The sequence below is a fragment of the Kitasatospora sp. NPDC093679 genome, from assembly GCF_040683455.1.
In the GTDB taxonomy this organism is placed as follows: domain Bacteria; phylum Actinomycetota; class Actinomycetes; order Streptomycetales; family Streptomycetaceae; genus Kitasatospora; species Kitasatospora arboriphila.
The window spans coordinates 1-25,400 of record NZ_JBFBDW010000075.1 but is presented as its reverse complement, the minus strand read 5'-3'; the positions used below and the strand labels follow the sequence as shown (position 1 = coordinate 25,400).

The window sequence follows — 25,400 nt, the reverse complement described above, 5'->3', positions numbered from 1 at the left end:
GCTCCGTTCACAAGGGACGGATCATCATGGCGCAGGCCCGTACCCGGCGGAAGGGGGGTCATCAGCAGGGCTGCCGCCAGGCGTCGAGCTCCAGGTGCTTGGTCATGGAGCTGAGGCCGATCTGGCGGCTCTTGGCGCAGTACTGCGCGTTGGGCGTCTTGTACTCGACGTGGAAGACCGCCTTGCCGGCCGCGATGAAGGGCTTGAGGGCGTCGCACTCGTCGAACTCGGCGCACTGCTCGTTGACGGCGAAGTCGAAGTCGCCGACCAGGGCGGGGATCTGGTCGAGGTCGTTCTTGAGGCCGACGGCGAGGCCGCGGTCGTGGGCGAGCTTGGCGATGGCCTTGTTGTAGGTGAGCTGGTCGCCGGCGCTGATCTGGAATCCGGTGTCGGCGCGGTAGTTCTCCACCAGGTCCGGTTCGACGCCGTCGAAGCCCTTGTCGCGGCACATGTCGAAGCGCTTGGCCATCAGCGGCAGCAGGACGTCGGTGCGGCGGATGTCCAGTGAGGACTCGCCCTTCCAGCCGTTCGCCCCGCCGAGGACGGTCTTGGGGAAGCTCTTGGCGTCGGAACGGTAGTCCTCGTACGCGCCGACGTTGACGTAGCAGATGACCTTGCGGCCCTTGGCGTGCAGCGCGGCGACCGTGGCGGCGTCGTTCTCGAAGCCGTCGATGTCGTAGACCGGCACGTCGACGCCGGTGTCGACGCGGCCGTCGAGCTGCCACTGCCAGGCCGTGCGCGGGGCGGGCTGCCAGCGGGCGGCCGTGGTGGGGCTGCCGCCGGTCGGGCTGCCGGAGGGGGCCGTGTCGTTGCCCGGGGTCGGCGAGGGGCTCGCCGAGGAGGTGCCGCTCGCGCTCGCGGACCCGGACGGTGCCGGGTTCGCCGTACCGGACGGCGCCGCGGTGGGCTCGTCCGGGGCGGGGCCGTCGTCGTCGCCCCCGCCGGAGCACCCGGCGAGGGTGAGCAGCAGGGCGGCCGCGGCGAGGGCGGCGGGGTGGCGGCGGGTCATGGGTCGGTCTCCGTCCGGGTGGGCGTGAGGGCGGGCCCCGCGAGGGCCGGTGTCAGGGCCGGCGACAGCGTCCGCCACGGGTTGTCGCCGTCGCCCGGTGTCGCGTAGTGGACGGCGGCGCCGCGCAGCCTGGCCTCGCGGGGGACGGCGCGCAGCCGGCCGGACGGCACGCCGTGCACCAGGTGGCAGAAGAGCTCCGGCGGGTGGTCGGCCGTCCAGCGCGGTACGGGCGCCGCCTCGTACGCCTGCCAGTCTCCCTCGAAGGTGACCAGCAGGTCGGCAACCCCGCCGTCGGCGTAGGCCGGGTCGGGGTGGGTGCCGTGGCCGAGGACGACGCTCTCGCAGCCCAGGGCGCGGGCGGCGACGGTGAGCCGCCGCTGGTAGGGCAGGAACGCCGGATCGGTGCACGCCTGGTCGAAGTAGACGCCGTCGGTGCCGTACCAGGCGCGGTGGCGCTGGAGGTCCTCGGCCACGGCGGCGTGCGGGCGGCGGCCGTAGCCGGTGTCGACGTAGCCGAGGATGCGGACCCCGGCCTCGCGGAGTTCGGCGACGGGTTCGGCGAGCACCGGGTCGGGTGCCTCGCCGGGGCCGTCGGCGGCGTTGACGACGACGCCGTACAGGCGCGGTGCGGCCCGGACGAGGGCCCGCCAGGCGGACGGGTCCTCGGCCGGGTGCACGTAGAGCGGTACCAGCAGTCGCTCCTCCATCAGGCGGCGCGCCCCCGGCTGTCGTTCGGGCCGTCCTCCGCGGCGGCCTTCAGGCCGTGCCAGAGGTCGGCCAGCGAGTCGGCGAGCGTGGTCCGCGGCTCCCAGCCCAGCGCGCGGGCGGTGGAGATGTCGGCCTGCTGCCAGGAGACGGCGGCGGAGCGCTCGGATCCGGCGCCGTGCTCCTCGATCCGGCCGCCGAACTGCGCGGCGGCGACCAGGGCGTCGGCGACGGCGCGGACGGGCCGGGCCTCGCCGCCGGCGATGTTGACCACCGGGGGCAGCGGGTGGGCGGCGGTGAGCACGGTGCCGACCGCGCGGGCGACGTCGCGGGCGTCCACGAAGTCGCGGTGCGCGGAGAGGTCGCCGAGGGTGACGGTGCCGTCCGGGCCGACCCGGCGGAGTTCGGCGGCGAGCCGACCGGCCAGCGAGGTGCCGGGCGCACCGGGGCCGATCGGGTTGAACACCCGCAGCACCACGGCGTCCTGGCCTTCGGCGGCGGCGTCGGCGACGGCCAGGGTGCCGGCGAGCTTGGTGGCGCCGTACAGGCCGCCGGGCCGCGGGGCGGCGGTCTCGGCGAGCGAGCTGCCGTGCTCGCAGGCGCCGTACTCGGCGGCGGAGCCGAGGTGGACGAGCCGGGTGCCGGGCAGTGCCGCGCGCAGGGCGGCGGCGAGCACGGCGGGGCCGCGGGCGTTGAGGCCGGTCTGCAGCAGGGCGTCGCCGGTGACGGCGCCGGCGCAGTTCACCACCGCGGCGGGGCGGAGGTCGGCGAGCAGTGCGGCGAGGCCCTCGACGGTCTCGTTGGCGAGGTCGATCCGCAGGTCGGCGGCGGCGGAGTGGCCGGCACGGAGCACCCGCGCACCGGGGAAGGTGCGCAGGTGCTCGGCGATGTGGCCGCCCAGGAAGCCGGTGGCTCCGAGGACGAGGACGTCCATGGGTCAGGCACCCCGCAGCAGCAGGTCGCGGTTCTCGCGGAAGTCGGCGTTGGCCCGGTCGTAGTCGTCGGGGCGGCCGATGTCCAGCCAGTAGCCGTTGAACTCGTAGGCCTGCGGCGGGGTTCCGGCGTCCAGCAGGTCGAGGACGAGGTCGTCGAAGCCGAGCGGCTTGCCGGGGGTGTAGTGGGTGAGGGTGGTCTTGGAGAGGCCGTAGACGCCCATCGAGACGTGGTAGTCCATGCTGGGCTTCTCGCGGAACTCGGTGACCCTGCCCTGCTCGGTGGTGAGGACGCCGAAGTCGATGTTGACCTTGCGGGCGTAGGTGGCGATGGTGAGCGGCGCCTCGGCGTCGATGTGCTGCTTGAGCACGTCGCCGTAGGCGAGGTCGGTGAGGACGTCGCCGTTCATGACGAGGAAGTGCTCGGGCAGGGTGTCGAGCATGGTGAGCAGCGGGCCCATGGTGCCGAGCGGGGTCTCCTCGGTGGTGTAGGAGACGTCGATGCCCCACTGCGACCCGTCGCCGACGTACGCGCGGATGATGTGGCCGAGGTGGCCGATGGCGAGGGTGCAGCTCTCGAATCCGGCCGCGACGAGCTGGCGCATGACGATCTCGAGGATGGCGTGCTGGTCGCCGATGGGCACGAGCGGCTTGGGCAGCGCGGTGGTGTACGGGCGCAGGCGGACGCCCTTGCCGCCGGCCAGGATGACAGCGTGCATGCTGGTGCTCCTTGTCTGTGTGCGGTGGTGGCGGGGCGCGGGTCAGACGTTGTACAGGTCGGTCTTGTAGCGGGCCAGGTTGGCCGGGTCGCGGAAGAACTCGATGGTGTGCAGCAGGCCCTCCTCCAGGGAGTGGGCGGGGGCCCAGCCGGTGGCCTCGCGCAGGCGGGTGGCGTCGGCGACCAGGCGCATGACCTCGGAGGCGGCGGGACGGATGCGGTCGGTGTCCTCACGGACCGTCAGGTCGGCGTCCATCAGCTTGCCGACCAGGGTGACCAGGTCGCCGACGGAGATCTCGCCGCCGGTGCCGGCGTTGAAGGTGCGGCCGACGACCTGCTCGGCGGGGGCGGTGCCGACGGTCGCGAACGCGGCGGCGGTGTCCTTGACGTAGAGGAAGTCGCGGGTGGGGCGGAGGTCGCCGAGGGTGATGGTGCGCTCCCCCGCCGCGACCTGGCCGATGACGGTCGGGATGACGGCGCGCATGGACTGGCGCGGGCCGAAGGTGTTGAACGGACGGAGCGTCACCACGGGGGTCTCGAAGCTGGCGTGGTAGCTGTCCGCGAGCCGGTCGCCGCCGGCCTTGGAGGCCGCGTACGGGGACTGGGTGTTGATCGGGTGGTCCTCGGTGATCGGGACGGTCTGCGCGGTGCCGTAGGTCTCGCTGGTGGAGGTGTGCACCAGGCGCGGGATCTCCAGGTGGCGGACGGCCTCCAGCACGTTGAGGGTGCCGGTGACGTTGGTCTCCACGTAGGAGTGCGGGGCCTGGTAGGAGTACGGGATCGCGATGAGCGCGGCCAGGTGGTACACCGCGTCGGTGCCCTTGACCAGGCCGGTCACCGAGCCCGGGTCGCGGACGTCGCCGAGCACGATCTCCACGTTGTCCAGGACGTCCTGGCTCAGGGTCTCCAGCCAGCCGAACGAGGAGAAGGAGTTGTACTGGACCATCGCGCGGACCCGGTGGCCGTCGGCGACGAGCTTCTCGACCAGGTGGGAGCCGATGAAGCCCTCGGCTCCGGTGACGGCGGCGGTGGTGGCGGTGGTGCTGCTCATGGGCGAGCCTCCGGTGGTGTGGACGTGTGGGTGTGGCTCGCGGGCCCCTGCACGGGGCGCGCGGTGGGGGGGTACGTGGGTGCCGTCGGTGCGGCACGGGCCCGTTCGGGCGGGTGGCGCGTCAGCCGTGCGCGGTGCGCGTCATCTGTGCGCGGTGACGCGGCCGGTTCTGGCACGGGCGGCGAGGACCAACGCGCCGACGGCGAGGCCGGTGGCGGCCAGCCTGGCCGGGGTGGCCCAGGCCGGGTCCAGCGCGCCGGCGGTGCTCTCCGCGACGGCCGCCGCGGTGCATATCAGTGCGGGCGGCCACACGGCGCCGAAGACCTGGAGCAGCAGGGCCGTCCAGAGCAGGGCGCCGAGCAGCAGCAGTCCGCCGAGCTGCACCGGGCCTGGCAGGGCGCCCGTCCAGAGCAGCGCGGCGCCGGTGCCGAGGGCGGCGAGGACGGCGAGGTAGCCCGCGAGGAGCCTGACGAGCGTGCGGTCGGTGCGGTTGCGGAACTGGTCGGCGGTGGTGCTGGTGTACAGCGCCGTCACCGAGCGGCTGCGGAACCGGAAGAGCAGCCATTCCGCGAGCCCCATGGTGAGGGTCAGCGCGACGGCGGCCGAGGCACCGCCGGGCACCGCGGGCCGCCAGGGGTCGCCGAACGAGGCGGTGATCACCAGCGCGCCGACGGCGAGGCCGAACAGGCCGTGCGGCAGGCTGTCGGCGAGCGGCACGCCCGCCTCCGGCGTCTTGTCGCCGGCCTTGAGCCGCTGCCCGATCTCGATGCCGGCGAAGACGGCGGCGAGGAGGAGCGACAGCGCCGGGCCGGCGATCCGCAGCCAGTTCGGCAGGTCGACCGCGAGGGTGGCGGCCGCACCGGCGGTGGTCGGTGCGAGCGCGCCCATCAGCCGCTTGGCCCGCCGGGTCACCAGCAGCACGGTGGCCGAGGCGAGGTAGAGCGACTGCCCCGCGGCGAACAGCAGCACCGCGGTGTCCGCCCCGGCGAGGGCGGCCGCGCCGGTGCCGAGCGCGGTGGCGGTGAGACCGCCGCGCAGCAGGCTGCGGCCGACCGCGGCCCGGGCACCGAGCGAGCGCCAGGCGTACGCCCGGTGGGCGAGCGCCTGGTTGAGGCTCCAGCCGACCAGTGCGGTCAGCGCGAGGGCGCTGCCGACGCCGCCGGACTGCAGGAACCGTGCGGTCGGCAGGTAGGCGAGGCCGGGCAGGGCGAACAGCAGGCCGCGCAGCACGGTGCGCAGCGGGTCGGCCTGCCAGGGGTCGTGCGGCTCCGGCGGCGCGGGGTGGCGCCGCTCGGTGCGGGCGAAGAGCTCCTCCGCGATGGAGAAGGAGTCGGTGCGGCCGTAGCGGACGGCGGCCTGTTCGTCCGTCAGTCCGTCGGACTCCAGGACGGCGGCGATCTCGAAGGGGTGGACGGCACGGGCGCAGACGTCGGCGAGCCGCTCGGCGAGTTCGTCCAGCGGGTCCTCGGGCAGCGGCACGGGCTCCGCGGCGCCGCGTCCGGCGGCACCGGGCTCGACGATCCGCAGGGCGAGCGTCTCGTCGGGGTTGCGGAGGGTGCCGGCGGCCTTGCCGGTGAGCTCCTCGGGCGGCGGGACGCGCAGGGCGAGCGTCTCGTCCGGCTTCGCGGCCTTCTTGCGGCGGGCCGGCGGCAGCTGCAGGACGACGGTGTCCTCGGGGCGCGGCCCGTCCTCGGAGAGGTTCAGCAGGGTGCTCATCCGGCGGCTCCGACGGCCGAGCGGGCGGCACCGGCTGCGACCTCCGCCGCCTCGCGCTGAGCGGGCGTCCACCAGTCGAACGGGCCGTCGTCGCGGGCCGTGCGGAAGCGGTCGCGGCGGTCGAGTTCGCTGTAGATGTCGCGGAAGGAGTCGATGGTCTGGCGGAGGGTGAACTGCTCGATGACGCGCATCCGGGCGCCGCGGCCCATCTCGGCGCGGCGGTCGGCGTCGCGGAGCAGTTCGAGCGCGGCCTTCGCCATCGCCTCGGGCTCGCGCGGCGGGACGACCAGCCCGGTGTCGCCGACGGCCTCGCGGACGCCGCCGACGTCGGTGGAGACGGTGGCCCGGCCGCAGGACATCGCCTCGATGAGGGTGAACGGGAAGCCCTCGCTGATGCTGGACAGCATGACGACGTTGCCCGCCGCGTAGGCGTCGCGGATGTCGTCGACGCGGCCCTCGAAGACCACGGCGTCGCCGATGCCGAGTTCGGCGGCGAGGGCCTCGCAGCGCTCCCGGTAGGCGGCGCCGCCGGCCGGGGTGCCGCCGAAGAGCCGCAGCCGGGCTCCGGGTATCTCGGCGCGCACGATGCCGAAGGCCCGGATCAGCGTCTCCAGGTCCTTGATCGGGTCGACCCGGCCGGCCCAGCTGAGGGTGGGCACCTCCGGCTCGGGACCGGCGGGCGGGAAGGCCTCCGGGTCGACGCCGTTGTAGACGGTGCGGATGCGCTCGGCGGGGGTGCCGGCGCGCTCCTCCCAGCGGCGGTTGTAGCGGTTGCCGGGGGTGACCAGGGCGGCCCGTGCGTAGCTCTCGACGGCGAGCATCCGGTAGAAGCCCAGGACGAGCGCCTTGACCGGCCAGGCGTAGCCGGTGCCGTAGCCGAGGTAGCGCTCGCGCAGGTAGATGCCGTGCTCGGTGAGCAGGAACGGGGTGCCGTGCAGGTGGTTGCCGACCAGGCCGGGCAGCGCGGCGAGGCCGCCGCTGACGGCGTGCAGCACGCCGCCGGGCTTGGGGTGCGCGGCGAGGGGGCGCAGCGCGTGCTCCAGGAGCTCGGTGGCGGTGAGGGCGTCGTGCAGGCTGGGCTTGGCGGCGGCGGTGGCGAGGTGGGGGCGGTTCCAGACGTCGGCGAGGACCCGCAGGGCGGCCTCGGAGCGCAGCGCGGGGCTGAGCCGGCCGGCCCGGGCGTGGTCGGCGAGGACGTACAGCTCGGGGCCGAAGGCCTCCTCCTCGGCGGGGTCGAGCAGGGAGAGCAGGAAGCGCTCGTAGCCGGTGAGGAAGGCGCGCATGGCGGCGCCCTTGGGTGCCTGGCCCGGTGGGGCGGGGCCCCAGAGCGGGACGGCGCGGACGTCGGTCACGTGGCCGGGGAGGTCCCAGGAGAGGGGCTGCCCGGCGGTGCCGGTGATCGCGATGACCCGGAACTCGATCTCCGGCATGCCGGTGACGAGCTGGTCGCACCAGACGCTGACGCCGCCGTGGCTGTGCGGGTAGGTGCCCTCGGTGAGCATGGTCACGCGGGTGCCGACCAGGTGCGCCAGGTCGGCCGGGCGTGCCGCGCCCGGCGCATCGGGCTCGGTCCCGGCCGCGGGCACGGCGTGCAGACGTGTGTTCATGGATTCCCCCCCAGGAAATCCCGCCCCGGGCTGGCGGGCGGTGGTGGTGCGGGTGGTGCTGGCCGGTGCCCCGGGCCGGGGAGGGTCGCTCCCCGGCCCGGGGCGTTCGGCGGCGGTCGCCGTCCGGTCGGATCAGCGGGTGCTGCGGGTGCCGCCCTTCGTCGCGGTCGACTTGGGCGCGACCGCCGTGCTGCTCTTGGTGGTGGTGCTCTTGGTGGTGCTCTTGGAGGTGAGCTTGTTGAGCGTGGTGCCGCTCGCGGTCGGGCCGGCCGGGACGGGCGTCTTGACGCCCTTCGGCACGGGCAGGCTGGCGACCGTCTGCGCGATGACCGTGCGGACGGTCTTGAGGCCCGCCGCGGGCACGTCGGCACCGGGGAGCTTCAGGGTGACGGCGGTCTGCATGAGGCCGGGGCCGGCCCAGCCGGACAGCTGCCCGGCGTAGGCGGAGCCGAACGCGGTGGTGCCGATCAGCTGCTTCTGGACGGTGCCGGTGGGCATGGTGGCCTCGGCGAGGACGCCCGACGGCGCGCTGATGGTGACGGTGTCGCCGACCCGGTAGGCGGTGACCTGGCCGGTGTCGACGGCGTTCTTCCACTCCGCGCGGCGCTGCAGCTCGACGCCGATGTCCTTCTGACGGAGGTTCACCAGCGGGGTGTTGGAGGCGTACAGCCCGTCGTACTCGGAGAGGATGCGCTCCATCACCGGGTAGGCGATGCGGTCCTCGGCGTAGTTCGACTGGTGCACGAAGTGCGGCCGCGGGTCGTTGTTGATCGCCCGGTTGACGGCCAGTCGGGCCTCCAGCGGGACGATGTAGTCGGCGTAGCCGGTGTTCACGTCCAGCGGGGTGGGCAGGCAGGTGCTGGTGGCCGGGTTGTCCTCGCAGATGCCGCTGCCGCCCTGCGCGCGGGAGGTGTAGATCCAGTTGTACTCGTCCACCTCCTCGACCGTCTTCGCCGCGTTGTAGAACACGTTCAGCGGGTAGCGCGGGATGGTGAGCGCGTTGCCGACGGCCCGCTGCTCGTGCTCGCGGGAGGCGTCGCTGGCCAGCCAGCGGGTGCCGGTGTTGTTCACGGACGGCGCGAGGTACGGGTTGTCGGTGGGCTGCTGCGGGTTGGTGACCAGGCCGGAGTGCTCACCGGTGACCAGCTCGGTGTTGTCCACGTTGGTGAGGCCGTTGTTCGCCGCCCAGGTGCGGTTGTTGGTGATCTGGGAGGTGATGTCGGCCTGGCTGGTCCACACCGTCTGGCCGCTGGCGTTGGTGGTGCAGCGCCACGGCACCACGGTGGTGTCCTGCACGCAGCCGAGGAACTGGTGCTGGTAGGTGTGGTTGATCCAGCGGTAGGCGGACTGGTCGGCGATCAGCTGGGCGGCCAGCGGGTCGGTGCCGTTGCCGTCGGCCTTGAAGTCCTCCGAGCCGCCGCCGTTGTACGCCAGGTCGACCTCGAAGTTGTGGTCCTGCTGCCACTGCTTCAGGTACTGGGCGTCGGCGACCGACATCCGGCTGGGGTGCTCCTCCGGGTTGCTGCCGGGCGGGCAGGTCACGTCGCCGGGGGTGCACTTGAGGACGGTGTCCCAGCGGTCGTCCGACATGAAGACGTCGTCGACGTGCAGGGCGAAGTAGTTGCGGTCGTAGCCGAGGTGGATGCCCTCGGTGGCCCACTCGACGATGCCGCGGGCGAGCTGCCGGTACTGCCGCTGGTAGGCGTTGTAGACGAAGGTGACGACCAGTTCGCGGCGGCCGTCGTGGGCGTACTCGCCGACCAGCGAACCGCGGGTGTCGGTGCCGGGGATCGGCGCCTCCACGTACGGGGTGAAGGTGGCGCCGGCGGCCTGCTGGGCGAGCGGGGTGGCGATGTAGCCGTAGCTCTCCGACACGGACGGCGAGTTGTCCTCGAAGGTGATGCCGCCCTCGAGGTAGCCGAACGGCCCGGACTTGCCGGCGGTGGTCACCTGGGCCTGGACGCCGTCCAGGGTGCCGGCGTAGGCGCCGGGCAGGGTGCCCCAGTTGAGGCCGACGCTCGCACCGGCGTAGGTGTAGGCGTCGACCTGGCGGATGCCGAACTGAGCCTCGTAGGAGGCGAGCGCGGTGAGCTCGGCGGCGCTGAGGCCGGCCGGGCTCTCGCTGGGCATCACCACGGCCTGGAACTTGGCCCGCGGCGCGCCGTTCAGGGTGTCGCTGAGGAAGCCGGCGGCGATGGTCGGACGGCCCGCCGCGGCGAGGTCGATCCGGGTGTACGGCACGCCGGTGCTGTCGAGCTCGGCCACGATCGCGCCGACGGCCGGTCCGCCGTCGTCGACAACCAGCAGCCGCAGGTCGATCCTGGGAGTCGTGGCCGCGTACGCGCCGGGCATCGGCGCCAGCGTCATGACGAGGCCCGCCACCGTGCAGGCAGCGGCAATTCGGGCTCTACGCCCCATGAGGTGTCCCTCCCCCTCGGACGGCGCGCGGTTCGCGCGGAGAGTCGCCGTCCGGATCGTGCGATGTGCGAGTGCGCATTGCGGTGTACGTGTGGTCACCAACAAAACGCGGCGCTCACGGGCGCCGCGCAACGTCATCCCCCGCCGCACATCGTATGACCATCGGCCCCGGCCGCATCCACCGAATCACCCAGGAGAGTGCAAAGTTGTCGAATAATCAGCACATAGGTCATTTGCCATTTCACACGTACCCACCCCGTACGCCCCCCGCGCTCCCCACTCAGCAAACTCCCAGGTGACCGGCGGGTAGCCCGCGCCCCCCGCGAGCTCCGCAACCTGGGAACCGTACCGCGCGGGAGCCGTCCGTGCACCTGATCCATTCTCAGGAACGGTCCAGGATCCGCCGAGGAGCCGCCTCGTCCGCCCCTCGGGCCTCACAAAGGGAGGGTCACGTTCCGCTATCGACGGCGCGTCAGAACCGGAACCCGGTTGCGCCACCGGTACGGTTCTGTGACGAGACCGCGACAGTGCATGGGAAGGCCACGTCCATGACACCGTGCTCCCCCTCCGCCGGCTGCTCCTGCTCCCCCCGGGACCTCGCCGAGCAGGCCCGCGCCTGGTCGCTGCCCCGGCACCGGCGGCCCACCCCGGCGGGGACGGGCCAGGTGATCGACAGCTTCCTGTCCTGGTGGGGCCGCGCCCGCCGCGCCGACCTGCGCTAGCGCCCGCGGCAAGACCTCCGGAGCGGACCTCCGGCGGGACCTCCGGCGGGAGCGTTCCAAGATTCTTCGGGAATCCGGGCCCGGCCTGTCGAAATCGCGCCGCCGGCTTCTACCCACCTGTGACGGCGCCCCGCCCGGGGCCGCCCGCACGGCGAGGAGAGAACGATGAAGTACATGCTGCTGATGCAGTTCAGCGCCCGGAACACCGACTTCCCCGCGATCACCGAGTGGGCCGAGGAGGACGTGCAGGCGCACATCGCCTTCATGGCCGCCACCAACGAGAAGCTGGTCGCCGACGGCGAGTTCGTGGACGGCCAGGGCCTGGCCTTCCCGGACACCGCGAAGATCGTCCGCGCCTCGGGCACCGGCGGCCCGCTGGTCACCGAGGGCCCCTTCCCGGAGACCAAGGAGTTCCTGGCCGGCTACTGGATCGTCGACTGCGAGAGCGAGGGGCGGGCGATCGAGATCGCCGCGCACGCCTCCTCCGCGCCCGGCCCCGGCGGCGAGCCGCTGAACATGGCGATCGAGGTGCGCCGGGTGATGGCCGCCCCGCCCGCGGAGCTCTGACCTGACCGGCACCGGCACCGGCCCTTCCGTCGACGACCTGCTGCGCGACCTCGCGCCGCAGGTCGTCGGCGTGCTCACCCGGAGGTACGGCGACTTCTACGCCGCCGAGGACGCCGTCCAGGAGGCCCTGCTCGCGGCCGCCGTCCAGTGGCCCGAGCAGGGACTGCCGCACCACCCGCGGGCCTGGCTCGTCCAGGTCGCCGCCCGCCGGATGACCGAACAGGTCCGCAGCGAGACCGCCCGCCGCCGGCGCGAGGAGACCGTCGCCGCCCGCGAGCCGGACGACCGCCGCACCGCACCGGCCGCCGACGAGGACGGCGGCGCCGACCGGGACGACTCGCTCACCGTCCTCTTCCTCTGCTGCCACCCCGTGCTGTCGCCGGCCGCCGCCGTCGCGCTCACCCTCCGCTCGGTGGGCGGGCTGACCACCGCCGAGATCGCCCGCGCCTTCATGGTGCCGGAGGCCACCATGGGCCAGCGGATCAGCCGCGCCAAGCAGCGGATCAAGGCCTCCGGCGTGCCGTTCTCGATGCCCGCCGCCGAGGAGCTGCCGCACCGCCTGGACCTGGTCCTGCACGTGCTGTACCTGGTGTTCAACGAGGGCTACGCCGTCAGCGGCGGACCCGACCTGCAGCGCACCGACCTGTCGCGCGAGGCGATCCGGCTCGCCCGGTCCCTGCACCGCGCCGTCCCCGACAGCAGCGAGGCCGCCGGACTGCTCGCCCTGATGCTGCTCACCCACGCCCGCAGCGCCGCCCGCACCGGGCCGGACGGCGAACTCGTCCCGCTCGCCGAGCAGGACCGCGGCCGCTGGGACGCCGCGGCCGTCGCAGAGGGCACCGCGCTGATCACCGCCACCCTGCCGCGCGGACCGGTCGGTCCCTACCAGCTGCAGGCCGCGATCGCCGCCGTGCACGACGAGGCCGCCACCGCCGAGGAGACCGACTGGCCGCAGATCCTCGCCCTGTACGGCGTGCTGGAGCGCCTCGCCGACAACCCGGTGGTCCGGCTCAACCGGGCCGTGGCCGCAGCTATGGTGCACGGCCCCCGGACCGGACTCGACCTGCTCTCCCGGCTCGACAGCCCCGACGCCCTCGCCGGGCACCAACGCCTGTACGCGGCACGCGCCCACCTGGAGGAGATGGCCGGCGACCGGCAGGCGGCCCTCGCCGACTACCGCGCCGCCGCCGAACGCGCCACCAACCTGTCCGAACGCCACTACCTCACCCTCCGGGCCGCCCGGCTGGGCACGGACTGAGCCCCCGGACGGGCTCCGCCGCGCAAGGGCCCGCGGCCCGGGCCGGCCGATAGCCTGCCCGCATGACGGAGAACACCGGCGCCGACCACCTCGACGCCACCAGGGACGCCTACGACGCGGTGGCCGTCCAGTACACCGAGCTGTTCGCCGACGGCTTCGGGGCGCGGCCGCTGGACCGGGCGATGATCGAGGCCCTCGCCGGGCTGGTGCTGCAGGCGGGCGGTGGCCCGGTGGCCGACCTCGGCTGCGGGCCCGGCCACGTGACGGCCTACCTGCACGGGCTGGGGGTGGACGCCTTCGGGATCGACGTCTCACCGGCCATGGTGGCGATCGCCCGGTCGCGGCACCCGCAGCTGCGCTTCGAGGAGGGGCCCATGCTCGGCACCGGACTCGGAGCGGGCTCGCTCGGCGGCATCCTCGCCCACTACTCGCTGATCCACACACCGCCCGCAGAACTGCCGGGCGTGTTCGCGGAGTTCCACCGCCTGCTCGCGCCGGGCGGGCACGTCCTGATCGCCTTCCAGTCCGCCGACGGACCAGTCCCCCCGGTCACGGCCTACGACCACAAGGTCGCGCCCGCCCACCGCTGGTGGCCGGACGCACTCGCCGCACTGCTCCGGGAGGCCGGGCTCACCGAGGTCGCCCGACTGGGCCGCGGCCCCTACGAGGGCGAGCGCACCCCGCACGCCCAACTGCTCGCCCGCCGCCCGGACGTCGACTGACGCCCGCTCAGCCGTCGGCGGCCGTGCCGCCCGGCCCGGTGGCCGTCCCGCCGGGCCTCGGCGCGCCCGTCCCGTCGAGCCCGTTCAGGAGGGCCAGCTGTTCGGTGACCCGTTCGGCGGACCAGGAGAGCAGCCAGGCCGTGTGCTCGGGGGCGTAGCCGCGGGGCGCGCTCTCGACCCGCATCACCAGCGCCAGGTAGATCCGGTAGAGCGCCAGGCGTGCGCGGGCCGCTGGGGTGTCGGTGCGCAGGCCGGGGTCGATGCTCCGGTAGCCGGCCAGCAGGTCGGCATCGTCCCCGGGCGTGCCGAGCGGGTCGAGCCCGACGAGTTCGGCGAGCGGGTCGCCGAAGAAGGCGCGCTCGCCGTCGATGAGGCCGCCGAGCCGCGGGCCGCCGTGCACGGGGTCGCGGGTGAGGACGAGGTTGCCCTCCCAGGCGTCGAAGTGGACGAGGGCGGGCCGGTGGACCTCGGCGAGCGCAGGGGCGAACCGCTCCGGCAGCCCGGCCAGCACGGCGGCCGGCGCGGGGAGCGGGACGCCGAACCGCTCGGCGTCTGCGAGCACGGCGCGCAGCGTCCCGGCGAAGGCCGCCGGCCAGTCGGCGCCCTGCAGACCGGTGACGGGCCGGGGGTAGCCGAAGCACGGGCCGGTGGCACCCGTGATCCGGGCGGCGACGGCACCCGACTGGCGGCGCAGCGGCGCCCGCTGGTCGCCGGTCAGGCCGTCACGCAGCTCGTCCCAGGTGTCGCCGTCGAGGTACTCCAGCAGCAGCCAGGCGCCGGAGGTGTCCGGGCCGGCCGGTTCGTGGTGCAGGACGGCGGGGACGGGGGGCGCCCGTGGCGGCGGCGAGGCGGTGGAAGAGCGTCTCGGTGCCGAGCAGGCCCTGCTCGTGGGTGAGCGCGGGGGCGTCTGCGGGCGGCGCGGCCTTGAGCACCATGCGCCGGCCGTCGGCGAGTTCGACCAGCCGGGCGGAGTTGTAGAGCCCTCCGTGCAGGGCCCGCCCGCCGACCACCTCCACCGCCCCGAGCGCCCGGCGGACCCGCCGCTCGGCCAGCTCCTGCGCGGCGCGCTCCTCCTCCACCCGGCCGGCCCCGGCGGGTTCCCCGGTCACTGCGGCGGTCATGGCACTCCTCCGCGGACACGGGACGGATCGACGAACGGCGCGACCGCGCGGCCGGGGACACCCCCGACGGGGGCGCCCTCCCGGACATCCAACAACGCCACCCCCACTTTTGTTGAGCCTTGAACTAAGTGGCCCGACGGCCCCGCGGAGCGTGGCGGCGGTAGCGTTGCGCGGCGGCGGGGCGCGACCACCGACCGATGGATCCGGGAAGGTGTCCGAGCCACCCATAAGTCAAACCTATGGGTACATAAAGCAGAGGTATGTACCGCGGAACGTCCAGGGCAGCGAAGGTGGCATTCGGAAACCTCTCCGCCGTCCGTTCCCGGGCCCTCCGCGGCCCACCCCTGCCGAAGGATGCCGCCATGTCCCGCCCCGTCCGGGTCGCGATCGTCGGAGCCGGCCCCGCCGGCGTCTACGCGGCCGACGCCCTGCTCAAGTCCGAGGTCGCCGCCGACCCGGGTGTCTCGATCGACATCCTGGAGCGGCTGCCCGCCCCGTTCGGGCTGATCCGCTACGGCGTGGCGCCCGACCACCCGCGGATCAAGGGCATCGTGACCGCCCTGCACCAAGTGCTCGACAAGCCGCAGGTCCGCTTCTTCGGCAACGTCGACTACCCGGGCGACCTCGCCCTGGAGGAGCTGCACCGCTTCTACGACGCCGTGGTCTTCGCCACCGGCGCGGTGGCCGACCGCGACCTCGGGATACCCGGGATCGAGCTCGACGGTTCGTACGGCGCAGCCGACTTCGTCTCCTGGTACGACGGCCACCCGGACGTGCCCCGCAGCTGGCCGCTGGAGGCCGAGAAGGTCGCCGTGCTCGGCGTCGGCAACGTCGCCCTCGACGTGGCCCGCATCCTGGCCAAGACGGCGGACGAACTGCTGCCCACCGAGATCCCGGCCAACGTGTACGACGGGCTGGCCGCCAACCGGGCGGTGGAGATCCACGTCTTCGGGCGCCGCGGCCCGGCGCAGGCGAAGTTCAGCCCGATGGAGCTGCGCGAGCTCGACCACTCCCCCACCATCGAGGTGGTCGTCGACCCGGAGGACATCGACTACGACGAGGGCTCGATCGCCACACGCCGCGGAAACAAGCAGGCCGACATGGTGGCCTCCACCCTGGAGAACTGGGCGATCCGCGACATCGGCGACCGCCCGCACCGCATCCACCTGCACTTCTTCGAGTCGCCCGTGGAGGTCCTCGGCGAGGACGGCCGGGTGGTCGGCCTGCGCACCGAGCGCACCGCCCTCGACGGCACCGGCGACACCACGGGCACCGGCGTCTTCCGCGACTGGGACGTCCAGGCGGTGTACCGCGCCGTGGGCTACCGCTCGGACGAGCTGCCCAAGCTGCCCTTCGACGCCATGACGGCGACCGTCCCGCACGAGGCCGGCCGGGTGCTGGAGGCCGGGGCGCACCTGCCCTCGACGTACGTCACGGGCTGGGTCAAGCGCGGCCCGGTCGGCCTGATCGGCCACACCAAGGGCGATGCGAACGAGACCGTCGCCTGCCTGGTCGCGGACCACCGCGCCGGCCTGCTGCGGCCCGCCGAGTCTCCGGCGGAGGACGCCGTGGTGGCCTTCCTGGAGGAGCGCGGCGTCGACTACACCACCTGGGAGGGCTGGCAGCAGCTGGACGCCCACGAGCGGGCGCTCGGCGAGCGCGAGGGCCGCGAGCGGATCAAGGTCGTCCCGCGGGACGAGATGCTGCGCGCCTCCGGCAGCTCCCTGACGGCCCGCCCCGGGACCGACCCGGCGCGGTGACCTGAGGTTCCGGAACGGCCCGTGCGGCAGCGGCACCGACCGCCGCTGCACGGGCCGCCACCGTACGACCGCCGCCGAACGGATCCCGGCAGGCCGGGCTCAGAACCGGACGAGGCCGCCGGGCGCGAGCCGGTGCAGGCGGTCGCCCAGGCCGGCCGCGTCGAAGGCCTTGGCGAGCGAGTCGCCGTCCTCGGTGAAGTGCGTCCAGTGCTCGAAGTGCAGCGGGACGACGCGGCGGGCGCCGAGGATCGCGGCGGCCTCAGCGGCCTGGGCGCTGGTGAGGGTGAGGGGTGCGTCCGGGATCAGCGGGGTGCGGGCGGCGCCGGCGAAGAGCAGCGCCACGTCGACCGGGCCGACCCGGTCGGCGACCTCGCGGACGATGCCCAGCGAGGCGTTGTCCCCGCTGACGTAGACGGTGGGCAGGCCGCCGCCGGACAGCACGAAGCCGGTGACCTCGCCGACCAGCGGCTCGCTGCCCTGCGGCCCGTGCAGGGCGGGCACACCGGTCACCCGGAGCGAGCCGCCGTCGGGCCGGGCCAGCACCGCGTGCTCCCAGTTCGGCAGCGCCCGGACGGCCCCGCCGAGCCGGTCGGCCGCGGATCCGGTGGAGAGCACCGTCCGCACCGCGCCGCCGGTGACCAGCTCGCGCCCGGAGGCGTCCAGGTTGTCCGGGTGGTGGTCGTGCGAGAGCAGCACGGCGTCCACCGGCCCGATCTCGGCGAGCGGCAGCCCGGGGCCTGCGGTCTTGGTGAGCGTCCGGGCGCCGACCGGGTGGGAGCCGGGCCCGTCGAAGGTCGGATCGGTGAGCAGCCGGAGCCCGCCGAGCTCCAGGACGGCGGTCGGGCCGCCGATGTAACGGACGGTCAGCGTGGACATGGTTGCTCCCCTTCGGCCGGTGTCCCGTACACCGGGGACAATCCCGCGACGATCACGGTTGTTCCCGAGCCGGCGCACGGCCCCCCGAACGGGTGATGCGGCCGGCCCCCACCGGAACGCACGGGAAAGCCCGGGGACGCCCCCCGGCGCCCCGGGCCGCACGGCGGGCGCGTGCGGGTCCGGGCGCCGGCGGGAGCCCCGTCAGGAGACCAGGGTGACGATCTGCCAGCGCTGGTTCGGGTTGGTCAGCTCGCCGCAGTCGTGGACGTAGACGTAGTCGCCGTCGGTGTCCAGGCACTGCAGGGTCTGCTGGTTCTGCAGGGTGATCACCGGGCCTGCCTTGTTCTTCTCCCACCAGTGCTGGTAGCCGCTGGTGTTGCAGTCGTGCGCGTAGGCGGCGGTGCCGTTGTTGTCCAGGCACTGGCCGGAGGCGACGCCCTTGTAGACGACCGAGCCGTCGCCGAGCACCTCGCGGGCGAACTGCTGCCGCAGGTCGTCCTCGTGGCAGTCCTGCAGCCGGTAGTTGTTCCCGCCGCCGGGCGTGTCGTAGATGCACATGCCGAACTTGGCGCTCTTGAACTGCACGACCGCGCCGAAGCCGGCCGGGGCGGCGGCCGCCGCGGGCGCGGCGGTCAGCAGCGGCACGGCCAGGGCGGCGCTCAGCGCCGGCAGGAGGAGTCTCGCGGGGGTGGGCACGCGCACGGCGGTGGGTCCTTTCGAGAGGGGTCCGCTGCCCGGGGGACGGCAGCGGTGGGGACCGGCGCGGCCTGACGCCGCGCCAAGTCCGTTCTCGAACGATGCTAGATCGGTACAAATCGGCCCACCTGCCGAGGCAGGGCCGCCCGGCCGTCACGGCCCGGCCGGCCCCGCCCCCGCGTACGGGTCGTCAGGCCCCTTCCGCCTCATCCCCGTCCCGGGCGTACAGGTCCTGGATCTCCAGCCCCTCGGTGCCCAGCCGGGTCCGCTCTGCGTGCTCCCGCATCCGGGCGCCGTAGACCGGATGGTCCATCAGCCCGGTGTACGAGTCGAAGTCCCAGTCGAGGAGGCCGGCCTCGTCGGCGAGGTACACGTCCAGCCCCGGGTACATCACCGCCACGTACGGAAGGTCGTCCATGTCGGTGACCAGGACGGGGTACTCCCCCGCCGAGTCCGGCTCGCCGAGGTACAGCAGCCGGCGCGAGTCGCAGCCGCCCACCAGCGGCAGGCAGCGGCCCGGCAGCAGCGGCTCGAACTCGGCGAACGTCTTCGACCACACCTCCTCGCCGCTGTCGAAGCCGTACAGCTCGTCCACGGTCTCGGAGAGCGAGCCGCCCGCGAGGTCGGGCGCCAGGGCCTCCGGGTACCAGCCGAGGCACACCGGCAGCGAGGAGTCGAAGGCCAGCCAGCGCCGCAGGCTCGGCGGCAGCGGCCGGCCGTCCGGCAGCCGGAGGGCGGCGAGGGTCTCGGCGGGCAGCGGCACCGGCTCGTCGTCGAGGTCCGGCACGTCGGCCGTCTCCCAGCCGTCCTTGCTCACCTTGGCGATGACGCGTTCGATCAGGGCCTCGCCGTGCAGGTCGTTCTCCATGCGCGGGACTGTGCCACACGCCGCCGACAGTCCCCGCGCCGATAACGATCCGGCGCGGAGAATTGCGGACGACCACGGACGATCAGGGCAATCGATCTTGCCCTGGCACCCGGGCCCCTGGTGCGCTCGACCACATCTGACGACCCGACCGACACCAGGGGGAACCGTGTACGACGCACCGCAGGACGAGCCGGACGGACCGGCCGGGCCCGACGGACCGGCCGACCCGCCGGACCGGCCCGGCCGTCGCCGCGGGCTGCGGCGGCCCGTCGTCGCCACGGCACTGACGGCCGTGCTGCTGGCCGCGGCCGGACTCGGCTGTGCGTACCGGGAGAACTTCGCCGCCCTGGGCGCCTACCGCTTCGTCGCCCCGCCGACGTTCCGCTCCCTGCCCGCCCACCGGGACGGACCGTTCACGGTCAAGGGCACGGCGGTCGTCGTGACCCGGTCGCCCGGCCCGCTCGGCGCCTACCACACCGGGGTCTCCCGCGGTCTCGGACCGATCGAGGCCCGGTACGGCGACGGCCTGACGGACCGGGTCTCCGCCTACGGCGGCCACCAGCACTTCTTCGACCCCGCGGCCTCCCTGCGCGAGCACCTCGACCGCCTCCGCCGGTCCGGCGTGCCCCTGGACGGCCTGCGCACCGTCGATCCCGGTCCGCGGGGCGGCGCGATGGCCTGCGGCATGCTGCCTGCGCAGCACGGCAGCATCGGCGAGTGCATCTGGGCCGACGGCAGCATGCTTGTCACCTACGACGAGACGACGCTCGACGGCACGCCGGGACCGGCCGAACTCGCCTCCCACGCACGCGACTTCCGCACCCTCGCCGAAGTCCCCGACTGATGACGGGCATGGACGCACCACAGGGGTGCGTGGCCCCCTGGCCGGACTACCCGACCAGGCGGCGGCGCCAGTCGAGCGGGGTGACGGAGATCGCGCGGTCGGGGTCGCCGTCCCACTCGGTGGTCAGCCCGACGGCCTGCAGGGCGGCCACCACCTCGTGGCCGATCGCCGCGGTCGTCCCGGTGGAACCGTCGAAGCCGCCGTAGAGCAGCATCAGGCCGTGTCCGGCGGCGGCGGAATCGGTGCACTGGTAGTGGAAGTAGACGAAGCCCCGGGCGTCGGGGCCGCCCTCGGCGCCGATCTCGGCCTGGCCGCAGCTGCGGCAGCAGGTGAAGTTCTCGCGGGCGGTGATGCCGGCCTCCTCCAGCGCGGCGAAGGCCCGGGTGAGCTGCTCGGGCTGGGTCTCGCCCTGCCAGGCGGCCTGTTCGGCGACCCGCTCCAGCCACATCCGGTCGGCCAGCGCCTGCGCCTGCACGCGGGAGACGGGCCGGCGGTCCCCGCTGACCAGGTGGTACTCGGCGGCCTCGGCCAACTGCGCACGGGTGGTGTAGCCGCGGAGCAGCTCGGTGCGGACGCAGGACTCCAGCTCCTCGCGCTCCTCGTCGTCGAGGTCGAGCGGCGGCACCTCGGGGTCGGGGCCCATGTCCAGCAGTTCCCAGTCCTGTCCGGTGTCCCAGCCGGGCTCCTGCCGGGCCCAGCCGGTCATCGCGGCGATGACGGCCCCGGGGTCGTCGACCATCGCCTGGAAGTGGCGGTCCGAGCCGCCGTCGCGGTGCTCCAGCTGGTAGTCGCCACCGGTCTTGTGCCAGACCTGGGCGTACACGTCGGGCAGGTCGGGTATCCGCTGCACCACCAGGTACCGGTCGCCCTCGGCGCCGATCCGCCGGACCAGTCCGGCCAGTTCCTCGGCGGGCACCCTGACGTGCCGTTCCCCGTTCTCCGTCTTCACCACGATCTCGAGCATGCGCAGACTCTCGCACACCCTCCCGACAGCCCCGCCACCGGCCGCGGCGGCACTCCCCGTCGGTCCGCCGTCCGACGGCGGAGCGCCCCTAGACTGGTGGCGTGGGCACCCGGACGCCACCGGAAGGAGGCCGCGGTGAACGCACTGCAGCCCAGGGACGCGACCGACGCGGCGAGCGAGCGCGTGGCCACGATCCGCTACTCGGGCAACCCGGAGCAGGATCACCTCCTCGACGAGATCCAGCACCCGGAGACCACGAACGCGCTGTACGAGCTGGCGGGCCGCCCCGGCGCGGCGGCGGCGGACGGCGACGGTCCGGCGGCCCGGTGAGGCCGCGGCCCGGCCGGTAAATCCTTTGCCAGGCCCCGGGCGGGGCGGCCAGAATCCCGCGGTATGGGCACTGACGCACCTTTCGACCGGCGGCCGATCGGGGCCGAACAGTTCGACGCGTGGCTGGAGCTGCTGGCCGCCGTCGAGGCCGAGGACCGGGAGGACGAGCACCACGGCGTGGACGACCTGCGGGAGTACCTCGCCGACCCGTACTGCGACTTCGCCCGGGGCTCGGTCGCGTTCTACGACGGCCCGACGATGATCGGTTACGGCTACCTGAAGTCGCGCACCGAGGCCGATCCGGTGCACGAGATGTACTACCTGGGCGGCGTCCATCCGGCGTACCGCGGGCGCGGCGTCGGGGCGGCGCTGCTGGCCTGGGCCGAGGAGGCGGCGCTGCCGCTGCACCTGGAGCGCTACCCGGAGCGGCCGCTGACGATCTACAGCTCCAGCCTGGCGCGGAACACCCCGGCGTCCGAGCTGTACGCGGCGCAGGGCTACACCGCCGCCCGCTGGTTCCACGGCATGACGCGGGACCTGCTCGCGCCGCTGCCGGACCTCCCGGCCCCGGACGGGATCGAGGTGCGCGGCTTCACCGCCGAGCGCTCCGAGGACGCCCGGCTGGTCCGCAACGAGGCCTTCCGCGACCACTGGGGCTCGACTGAGCAGAGCGAGGAGGGCTGGGCGCACATGACGTCCGGCCCGGCCTTCCGCCCCGGTCTGAGCTTCGTCGCCTACGACGTCGAGGAGGACGCGGCCGGCGGCGGCGAGGCCCTCGGCATCGTCCTCGGCGAGGAGTACGAGGCGCACACCGAGGCGACCGGCCGGCGCGACCTGTACGTCTCGCTGGTCGGCACCCGGCGGGCGGGCCGAAAGCGCGGCATCGCCTCGGCGCTGCTGGTGCAGGCCATGGCGGAGGCCCGCGAGGCGGGGTTCGCCACGGCCTCGCTCGGCGTCGACGCCGACTCTCCGACGGGTGCGCTCGGCCTGTACGGGCACGTCGGATTCACCGTCAAGGACACCTGGATCGCGCAGCTGAAGCCGCTCTGGTCGCCCGCGGCGGGCTGACCGGCCCGGGCCGGCGGCGGCTCAGCGGCCGCTGAGCAGGTCGGCGGCGCGGGCGATCAGCGAGGTGCGGCCGAGGCCGCCGGACTCCCGGCGGTCGGCGGCCCGGTAGGCGACGTACAGGCCGCGGATGCCGAGCCAGCGCAGCGGTTCGGGCTCCCAGCCGCGGACCTTCCGGCCGACCCAGGGCAGCCGGGTGAGCTCGGTGTCCCGTCCGAGGACGAGGTCGCGCAGGGTGCGGCCGGCGAGGTTGGCGGTGGCGACGCCGTGGCCGACGTAGCCGCCGGCCGCGCCGAGCCCGGTCGCCGGGTCGTACTGGACGGTGGCGCACCAGTCGCGGGGCACGCCGAGCACGCCCGACCAGGCGTGGTCGATCGGCGTGCCGGCCGCGGCGGGGAACAACCGCCCGAGCAGTTCGGCGAGCTGGCGCTGCGTCGAGGCGTGCGTCTCGCCCCGGCTGTCGACGTGCGAGCCGAAGCGGTACGGCACGCCGCGGCCGCCGATGGCGATCCGGTCGTCGGCGGTGCGCTGGGCGTAGCAGTAGGCGTGGGCGCCGTCGCCGAGCACTTCGGCGCCCCGCCAGCCGATCTCGTCCCACACCGCCCGGTCGAGCGGGGCGGTGACGATCATGCTGCTGTTCATCGGCACCCAGGTGCGGCGCTGGCCGCGCAGCCCGGCGGTGAAGCCCTCGGTGGCACGGACGACGTGCCGGGCGCGGACGGTGCCCCCGCGGCAGACGGCCGCGCCGGGGCGGATGTCGAGCACCTCGGTGCCCTCGTGCACGGTGACGCCGAGCCCCTCGACCGTGGCGGCGAGGCCGCGGACGAGCCTGGCCGGGTGGATCCGGGCGCAGTGCGGGGTCCAGAGCGCGCCGCGGGCATCGGCGACCCTGACGCGGTCGGCGAGTTCGCCGGGGCCGAGCCGGAGCATGTCCTCCTCGCCCCAGCCCTCCTCGCGCAGTTCGGGCAGGTGGGCGAGCATCCGCTGTTCCTGGACGGCGCCGACGGCGACGTGCAGTTCGCCGTCCTTGCGGACGTCGGCCTCGATGCCCTCCTCCGCGGCGACGGCGACCACCTCGTCGACCGTGGCGAACATGGCCCGCTGCATGGCGACGGCGGCGGGACGGCCGTGCGCGGCGGCGTAGCGGCGGAACTGGCCGGGCAGGGCGGCGGTGAGCCAGCCGCCGTTGCGGCCGGAGGCGCCGAAGCCGGCGAACTCCTTCTCCAGCACGGCGATCCGCAGCGCCGGTTCGGCCTTCTTGAGGTAGTAGGCCGTCCAGAGGGCGGTGTAGCCGCCGCCGACGAGGGCGACGTCGACCTCGAGGTCGCCGTCGAGGGCGGGCCGCGGGGCGGGCAGGCCGTCCGCGGCGTACCAGTGGGAGACGTGGCCGTTGGTGCGGGCGGGGCCGGCGGGCGGTGCGGGGCTCATGGTCACTGCCTGGGGGTCGTTCCGGCTGGGGTGCGGGGGCTCGGGAGGTGGGGCACCGTCAGTCGGGTGTGGGCGGGCTGACGATCCAGAGCACTTCGGCGGGGGCGTCGGAGCGGTTGGCGACCCGGTGCGGGACGGCGGTGCGGTAGTCGAGGCTGTCGCCGGCGTCGAGGGTGTACGGGTGGCCGTCGAGTTCGACGGTCACGGTGCCGGCGAGGACGAGCAGGATCTCCTGGGAGTCGCCGTGCGTGTAGGCCTCCTCGCCGGTGGAGGAGCCGGGGTCGAACTCGCCCGCGTACACCTCCAGATGGGCGAGCGGCCGCTGGGAGACCAGGTACTTGCGGGTGCCGGGCGCGGTGGGCAGCGCGGGGCGGAGCTCGCGGCGGACGACCCGGGGCCCGGCCGGTGCGGAGTGGTCGAAGAGGTCGGCCATGGTGAGGCCGAGGGCGTCGGCGATCCGGCGGAGCATGCCGATGCTGGCGCCGGCGAGGCCGCGTTCGACCTGGCTGAGGAAGCCGGGGCTGGCACCGGCCGCCTCGCCGAGGGCGCGCAGCGACAGGGCGCGGGCCTCCCGGTAGCCGCGGATGCGGGCGCCGAGGGCGCGGGCGTCGGCCTCCGCGGTGGTGCCGGTGGTCTGGTCGGTCATGGGTCCCCGGTTCGGCAGGCGTGTCCGACCCCGGATCAAACACCGTGTTCGATGGGGCGGAACACACCGTATGCCGGGTGGTGCGGCGACACAAGGGCCCGGCACCCACGTCGGGCTGAGCCCGTTCGAGCGACCCCGTCGGCCGTTCGCCCGGGCGGTGGAGTGCTGACGCTGCTATGAAGAGCGTTGAGTCCGTTTTGTCAGGTCTCATCCCCGTTTCTAGGAGGCATCCACATGGGTGCTACGGCTACCGACGCCCAGGCCGCCGGCCGGGGCACGCCACCGGAGGGCAAGCAGCCGCCGGTGCACATCCTCTGGATCAACGCCGGTCTGAGCTGTGACGGCGACTCCGTGTCCCTGACCGCCGCGATGCAGCCCAGCATCGAGGAGATCGTCACCGGCGCCCTGCCGGGCCTGCCCGAGGTCGCGGTGCACTGGCCGCTGATCGACTTCGAGTGCGGCCCGGTGCAGGGCGCGGACAACTTCGTCGAGTGGTTCTTCAAGGCCGAACGCGGCGAACTGGAGCCGTTCGTGCTGGTGGTGGAGGGCTCGATCCCGAACGAGTCCATCAAGCCGGAGGGCTACTGGTGCGGCTTCGGCGACGACCCGGAGACCGGCCAGCCGATCACCACCAGCGAGTGGCTCGACCGGCTCGCCCCCAAGGCCACCGCCGTGGTCGCGATCGGCACCTGTGCCACGTACGGCGGAATCCACGCCATGGCGGGCAATCCGACCGGCGCCATGGGCGTGCCCGACTACCTGGGCTGGGACTGGACGTCCAAGGCCGGCCTGCCGGTCGTCTGCGTGCCGGGCTGCCCGATCCAGCCGGACAACTTCTCCGAGACGCTGACCTACCTGCTCTACCAGCTGACCGGCGCGGCCCCGATGATCCCGCTGGACGACAAGCTGCGGCCGACCTGGCTGTTCGGCGCGACCGTCCACGAGGGCTGCGACCGCGGCGGCTACTACGAGCAGGGCCAGTTCGCGGAGGCGTACGGCGAGCCGGAGTGCCTGGTCAAGCTCGGCTGCTGGGGCCCGGTCGTCAAGTGCAACGTGCCCAAGCGCGGCTGGATCAACGGCGTCGGCGGCTGCCCCAACGTGGGCGGCGTCTGCATCGCCTGCACCATGCCCGGATTCCCGGACAAGTTCATGCCCTTCATGGACGAGCCCCCGGGCGCCCGGGTCTCCGCCACCGCCAGCGAGGCCTACGGGGCCGCGATCCGCCGCCTGCGCTCGATCACCGCGAAGACGGTGGACAAGGAGCCCAAGTGGCGGCGCACCGGCCGCAAGCTGACCACCGGTTACCGCACCCCCTGGTGACCGACCCCGGACGCCGCGTGGCCCCGGCACGCCGCCACCCCCCGTCCCCCCCACGCA

Annotated in this window: 25 protein-coding genes; 9 read left to right on the top strand and 16 right to left on the bottom strand. The window is 74.1% G+C overall.

The window, feature by feature from the left end; translation table 11 throughout:
* Window positions 1–61: 61 nt before the first annotated feature.
* The 8 genes from AB0O09_RS35925 to AB0O09_RS35890 form a co-directional block, all read right to left on the bottom strand.
* Window positions 62–1,009 (bottom strand): endo alpha-1,4 polygalactosaminidase, encoded by a 948-nt coding sequence (locus AB0O09_RS35925; protein ID WP_363549316.1) that lies wholly within the window; start codon window positions 1,007–1,009, stop codon window positions 62–64.
* Complete coding sequence (locus AB0O09_RS35920) at window positions 1,006–1,716, bottom strand: spherulation-specific family 4 protein (protein WP_344624038.1); 711 nt, start codon at window positions 1,714–1,716, stop codon at window positions 1,006–1,008. Before AB0O09_RS35920 ends, AB0O09_RS35925 begins: the two co-directional genes overlap by 4 nt.
* Window positions 1,716–2,648 carry an NAD-dependent epimerase/dehydratase family protein gene (locus tag AB0O09_RS35915; RefSeq protein WP_363549313.1) on the bottom strand — a complete coding sequence of 311 codons (933 nt, stop codon included), beginning with the start codon at window positions 2,646–2,648 and terminating at the stop codon, window positions 1,716–1,718. Before AB0O09_RS35915 ends, AB0O09_RS35920 begins: the two co-directional genes overlap by 1 nt.
* A 3-nt stretch (window positions 2,649–2,651) precedes the next feature.
* On the bottom strand, window positions 2,652–3,365 hold the full coding sequence (locus AB0O09_RS35910) for a sugar phosphate nucleotidyltransferase (protein WP_363549311.1): 714 nt from the start codon (window positions 3,363–3,365) through the stop codon (window positions 2,652–2,654).
* Window positions 3,366–3,407: 42 nt separating this feature from the next.
* Window positions 3,408–4,415, bottom strand: a complete 1,008-nt coding sequence (locus AB0O09_RS35905) for an SDR family NAD(P)-dependent oxidoreductase (RefSeq protein WP_363549309.1) — start codon at window positions 4,413–4,415, stop codon at window positions 3,408–3,410.
* A gap of 141 nt (window positions 4,416–4,556) precedes the next feature.
* Window positions 4,557–6,131, bottom strand: a complete 1,575-nt coding sequence (locus AB0O09_RS35900) for a hypothetical protein (RefSeq protein ID WP_363549307.1) — start codon at window positions 6,129–6,131, stop codon at window positions 4,557–4,559.
* Window positions 6,128–7,633, bottom strand: coding sequence for a GT4 family glycosyltransferase PelF (gene pelF / locus AB0O09_RS35895; RefSeq protein WP_363549337.1), 1,506 nt, complete (start codon window positions 7,631–7,633; stop codon window positions 6,128–6,130). Before pelF ends, AB0O09_RS35900 begins: the two co-directional genes overlap by 4 nt.
* Before the next feature lie 237 nt (window positions 7,634–7,870).
* Window positions 7,871–10,105, bottom strand: coding sequence for a hypothetical protein (locus AB0O09_RS35890; RefSeq protein ID WP_363549305.1), 2,235 nt, complete (start codon window positions 10,103–10,105; stop codon window positions 7,871–7,873).
* Between the two features lie 599 nt (window positions 10,106–10,704).
* Here AB0O09_RS35890 and AB0O09_RS35885 point away from each other — a divergent pair.
* The 4 genes from AB0O09_RS35885 (at window position 10,705) to AB0O09_RS35870 (ending at window position 13,425) form a co-directional block, all read left to right on the top strand.
* Entirely contained in the window at window positions 10,705–10,878 is a 174-nt protein-coding gene (locus AB0O09_RS35885) for a hypothetical protein (RefSeq protein ID WP_359983250.1), read from the top strand.
* Between the two features lie 165 nt (window positions 10,879–11,043).
* Complete coding sequence (locus tag AB0O09_RS35880; RefSeq protein WP_363549302.1) at window positions 11,044–11,445, top strand: YciI family protein; 402 nt, start codon at window positions 11,044–11,046, stop codon at window positions 11,443–11,445.
* Between the two features lies 1 nt (window position 11,446).
* Complete coding sequence (locus AB0O09_RS35875; protein WP_363549335.1) at window positions 11,447–12,703, top strand: sigma-70 family RNA polymerase sigma factor; 1,257 nt, start codon at window positions 11,447–11,449, stop codon at window positions 12,701–12,703.
* Window positions 12,704–12,765: 62 nt separating this feature from the next.
* Complete coding sequence (locus AB0O09_RS35870; protein WP_363549300.1) at window positions 12,766–13,425, top strand: methyltransferase domain-containing protein; 660 nt, start codon at window positions 12,766–12,768, stop codon at window positions 13,423–13,425.
* Between the two features lie 7 nt (window positions 13,426–13,432).
* Here the strand turns inward: AB0O09_RS35870 and AB0O09_RS35865 are convergent, their stop codons facing one another.
* Both AB0O09_RS35865 and AB0O09_RS35860 read right to left on the bottom strand, forming a co-directional pair.
* Window positions 13,433–14,194, bottom strand: a complete 762-nt coding sequence (locus AB0O09_RS35865; protein WP_363549333.1) for a phosphotransferase — start codon at window positions 14,192–14,194, stop codon at window positions 13,433–13,435.
* A complete protein-coding gene (locus AB0O09_RS35860; protein ID WP_363549298.1) occupies window positions 14,148–14,546 on the bottom strand; it encodes a hypothetical protein in 399 nt (132 codons plus the stop codon). The genes AB0O09_RS35865 and AB0O09_RS35860 overlap by 47 nt, the downstream gene beginning before the upstream one ends.
* Window positions 14,547–14,908: 362 nt before the next feature.
* On the opposite strand from AB0O09_RS35860, the gene AB0O09_RS35855 reads away from it, so the two are divergent.
* Window positions 14,909–16,306 (top strand): FAD-dependent oxidoreductase, encoded by a 1,398-nt coding sequence (locus tag AB0O09_RS35855; RefSeq protein WP_363549296.1) that lies wholly within the window; start codon window positions 14,909–14,911, stop codon window positions 16,304–16,306.
* 99 nt (window positions 16,307–16,405) lie between these two features.
* On the opposite strand, the gene AB0O09_RS35850 is transcribed toward AB0O09_RS35855, so the two are convergent.
* The 3 genes from AB0O09_RS35850 to AB0O09_RS35840 form a co-directional block, all read right to left on the bottom strand.
* Window positions 16,406–17,182, bottom strand: a complete 777-nt coding sequence (locus tag AB0O09_RS35850; RefSeq protein WP_363549294.1) for an MBL fold metallo-hydrolase — start codon at window positions 17,180–17,182, stop codon at window positions 16,406–16,408.
* Between the two features lie 201 nt (window positions 17,183–17,383).
* Entirely contained in the window at window positions 17,384–17,884 is a 501-nt protein-coding gene (locus tag AB0O09_RS35845; RefSeq protein ID WP_363549292.1) for a ricin-type beta-trefoil lectin domain protein, read from the bottom strand.
* A 184-nt stretch (window positions 17,885–18,068) separates the two neighbouring features.
* Entirely contained in the window at window positions 18,069–18,746 is a 678-nt protein-coding gene (locus AB0O09_RS35840) for a hypothetical protein (protein ID WP_363549290.1), read from the bottom strand.
* Window positions 18,747–18,912: 166 nt separating this feature from the next.
* Here AB0O09_RS35840 and AB0O09_RS35835 point away from each other — a divergent pair, with 166 nt between their 5' ends.
* Window positions 18,913–19,590 (top strand): hypothetical protein, encoded by a 678-nt coding sequence (locus AB0O09_RS35835; RefSeq protein WP_363549287.1) that lies wholly within the window; start codon window positions 18,913–18,915, stop codon window positions 19,588–19,590.
* Window positions 19,591–19,636: 46 nt separating this feature from the next.
* Here the strand turns inward: AB0O09_RS35835 and AB0O09_RS35830 are convergent, their stop codons facing one another.
* Entirely contained in the window at window positions 19,637–20,554 is a 918-nt protein-coding gene (locus AB0O09_RS35830) for a hypothetical protein (protein ID WP_363549285.1), read from the bottom strand.
* A 135-nt stretch (window positions 20,555–20,689) separates the two neighbouring features.
* Here AB0O09_RS35830 and AB0O09_RS35825 point away from each other — a divergent pair, with 135 nt between their 5' ends.
* Entirely contained in the window at window positions 20,690–20,884 is a 195-nt protein-coding gene (locus AB0O09_RS35825) for a hypothetical protein (RefSeq protein ID WP_363549282.1), read from the top strand.
* A gap of 63 nt (window positions 20,885–20,947) precedes the next feature.
* Window positions 20,948–21,952 carry a GNAT family N-acetyltransferase gene (locus AB0O09_RS35820; RefSeq protein ID WP_363549280.1) on the top strand — a complete coding sequence of 335 codons (1,005 nt, stop codon included), beginning with the start codon at window positions 20,948–20,950 and terminating at the stop codon, window positions 21,950–21,952.
* A 21-nt stretch (window positions 21,953–21,973) separates the two neighbouring features.
* Here AB0O09_RS35820 and AB0O09_RS35815 read toward each other — a convergent pair whose 3' ends face one another.
* Both AB0O09_RS35815 and AB0O09_RS35810 read right to left on the bottom strand, forming a co-directional pair.
* Window positions 21,974–23,377, bottom strand: a complete 1,404-nt coding sequence (locus AB0O09_RS35815; protein ID WP_363549278.1) for an FAD-dependent oxidoreductase — start codon at window positions 23,375–23,377, stop codon at window positions 21,974–21,976.
* 58 nt (window positions 23,378–23,435) lie between these two features.
* Window positions 23,436–24,023 (bottom strand): XRE family transcriptional regulator, encoded by a 588-nt coding sequence (locus tag AB0O09_RS35810; RefSeq protein ID WP_363549276.1) that lies wholly within the window; start codon window positions 24,021–24,023, stop codon window positions 23,436–23,438.
* A 234-nt stretch (window positions 24,024–24,257) separates the two neighbouring features.
* Between AB0O09_RS35810 and AB0O09_RS35805 the strand changes: the two genes are divergently transcribed.
* Window positions 24,258–25,343, top strand: a complete 1,086-nt coding sequence (locus tag AB0O09_RS35805; protein ID WP_363549274.1) for a hydrogenase expression protein HypE — start codon at window positions 24,258–24,260, stop codon at window positions 25,341–25,343.
* Window positions 25,344–25,400: the final 57 nt, after the last annotated feature.

Coding starts and splice junctions, on each gene's coding strand:
- AB0O09_RS35925 (WP_363549316.1), bottom strand. CDS start 1,009: ATGACCCGCCGCCACCCCGCCGCCCTCGCCGCGGCCGCCCTGCTGCTC.
- AB0O09_RS35920 (WP_344624038.1), bottom strand. CDS start 1,716: ATGGAGGAGCGACTGCTGGTACCGCTCTACGTGCACCCGGCCGAGGAC.
- AB0O09_RS35915 (WP_363549313.1), bottom strand. CDS start 2,648: ATGGACGTCCTCGTCCTCGGAGCCACCGGCTTCCTGGGCGGCCACATC.
- AB0O09_RS35910 (WP_363549311.1), bottom strand. CDS start 3,365: ATGCACGCTGTCATCCTGGCCGGCGGCAAGGGCGTCCGCCTGCGCCCG.
- AB0O09_RS35905 (WP_363549309.1), bottom strand. CDS start 4,415: ATGAGCAGCACCACCGCCACCACCGCCGCCGTCACCGGAGCCGAGGGC.
- AB0O09_RS35900 (WP_363549307.1), bottom strand. CDS start 6,131: ATGAGCACCCTGCTGAACCTCTCCGAGGACGGGCCGCGCCCCGAGGAC.
- pelF (WP_363549337.1), bottom strand. CDS start 7,633: ATGCTCACCGAGGGCACCTACCCGCACAGCCACGGCGGCGTCAGCGTC.
- AB0O09_RS35890 (WP_363549305.1), bottom strand. CDS start 10,105: ATGACGCTGGCGCCGATGCCCGGCGCGTACGCGGCCACGACTCCCAGG.
- AB0O09_RS35885 (WP_359983250.1), top strand. CDS start 10,705: ATGACACCGTGCTCCCCCTCCGCCGGCTGCTCCTGCTCCCCCCGGGAC.
- AB0O09_RS35880 (WP_363549302.1), top strand. CDS start 11,044: ATGAAGTACATGCTGCTGATGCAGTTCAGCGCCCGGAACACCGACTTC.
- AB0O09_RS35870 (WP_363549300.1), top strand. CDS start 12,766: ATGACGGAGAACACCGGCGCCGACCACCTCGACGCCACCAGGGACGCC.
- AB0O09_RS35860 (WP_363549298.1), bottom strand. CDS start 14,546: ATGACCGCCGCAGTGACCGGGGAACCCGCCGGGGCCGGCCGGGTGGAG.
- AB0O09_RS35855 (WP_363549296.1), top strand. CDS start 14,909: ATGTCCCGCCCCGTCCGGGTCGCGATCGTCGGAGCCGGCCCCGCCGGC.
- AB0O09_RS35850 (WP_363549294.1), bottom strand. CDS start 17,182: ATGTCCACGCTGACCGTCCGTTACATCGGCGGCCCGACCGCCGTCCTG.
- AB0O09_RS35840 (WP_363549290.1), bottom strand. CDS start 18,746: ATGGAGAACGACCTGCACGGCGAGGCCCTGATCGAACGCGTCATCGCC.
- AB0O09_RS35830 (WP_363549285.1), bottom strand. CDS start 20,554: ATGCTCGAGATCGTGGTGAAGACGGAGAACGGGGAACGGCACGTCAGG.
- AB0O09_RS35820 (WP_363549280.1), top strand. CDS start 20,948: ATGGGCACTGACGCACCTTTCGACCGGCGGCCGATCGGGGCCGAACAG.
- AB0O09_RS35815 (WP_363549278.1), bottom strand. CDS start 23,377: ATGAGCCCCGCACCGCCCGCCGGCCCCGCCCGCACCAACGGCCACGTC.
- AB0O09_RS35810 (WP_363549276.1), bottom strand. CDS start 24,023: ATGACCGACCAGACCACCGGCACCACCGCGGAGGCCGACGCCCGCGCC.
- AB0O09_RS35805 (WP_363549274.1), top strand. CDS start 24,258: ATGGGTGCTACGGCTACCGACGCCCAGGCCGCCGGCCGGGGCACGCCA.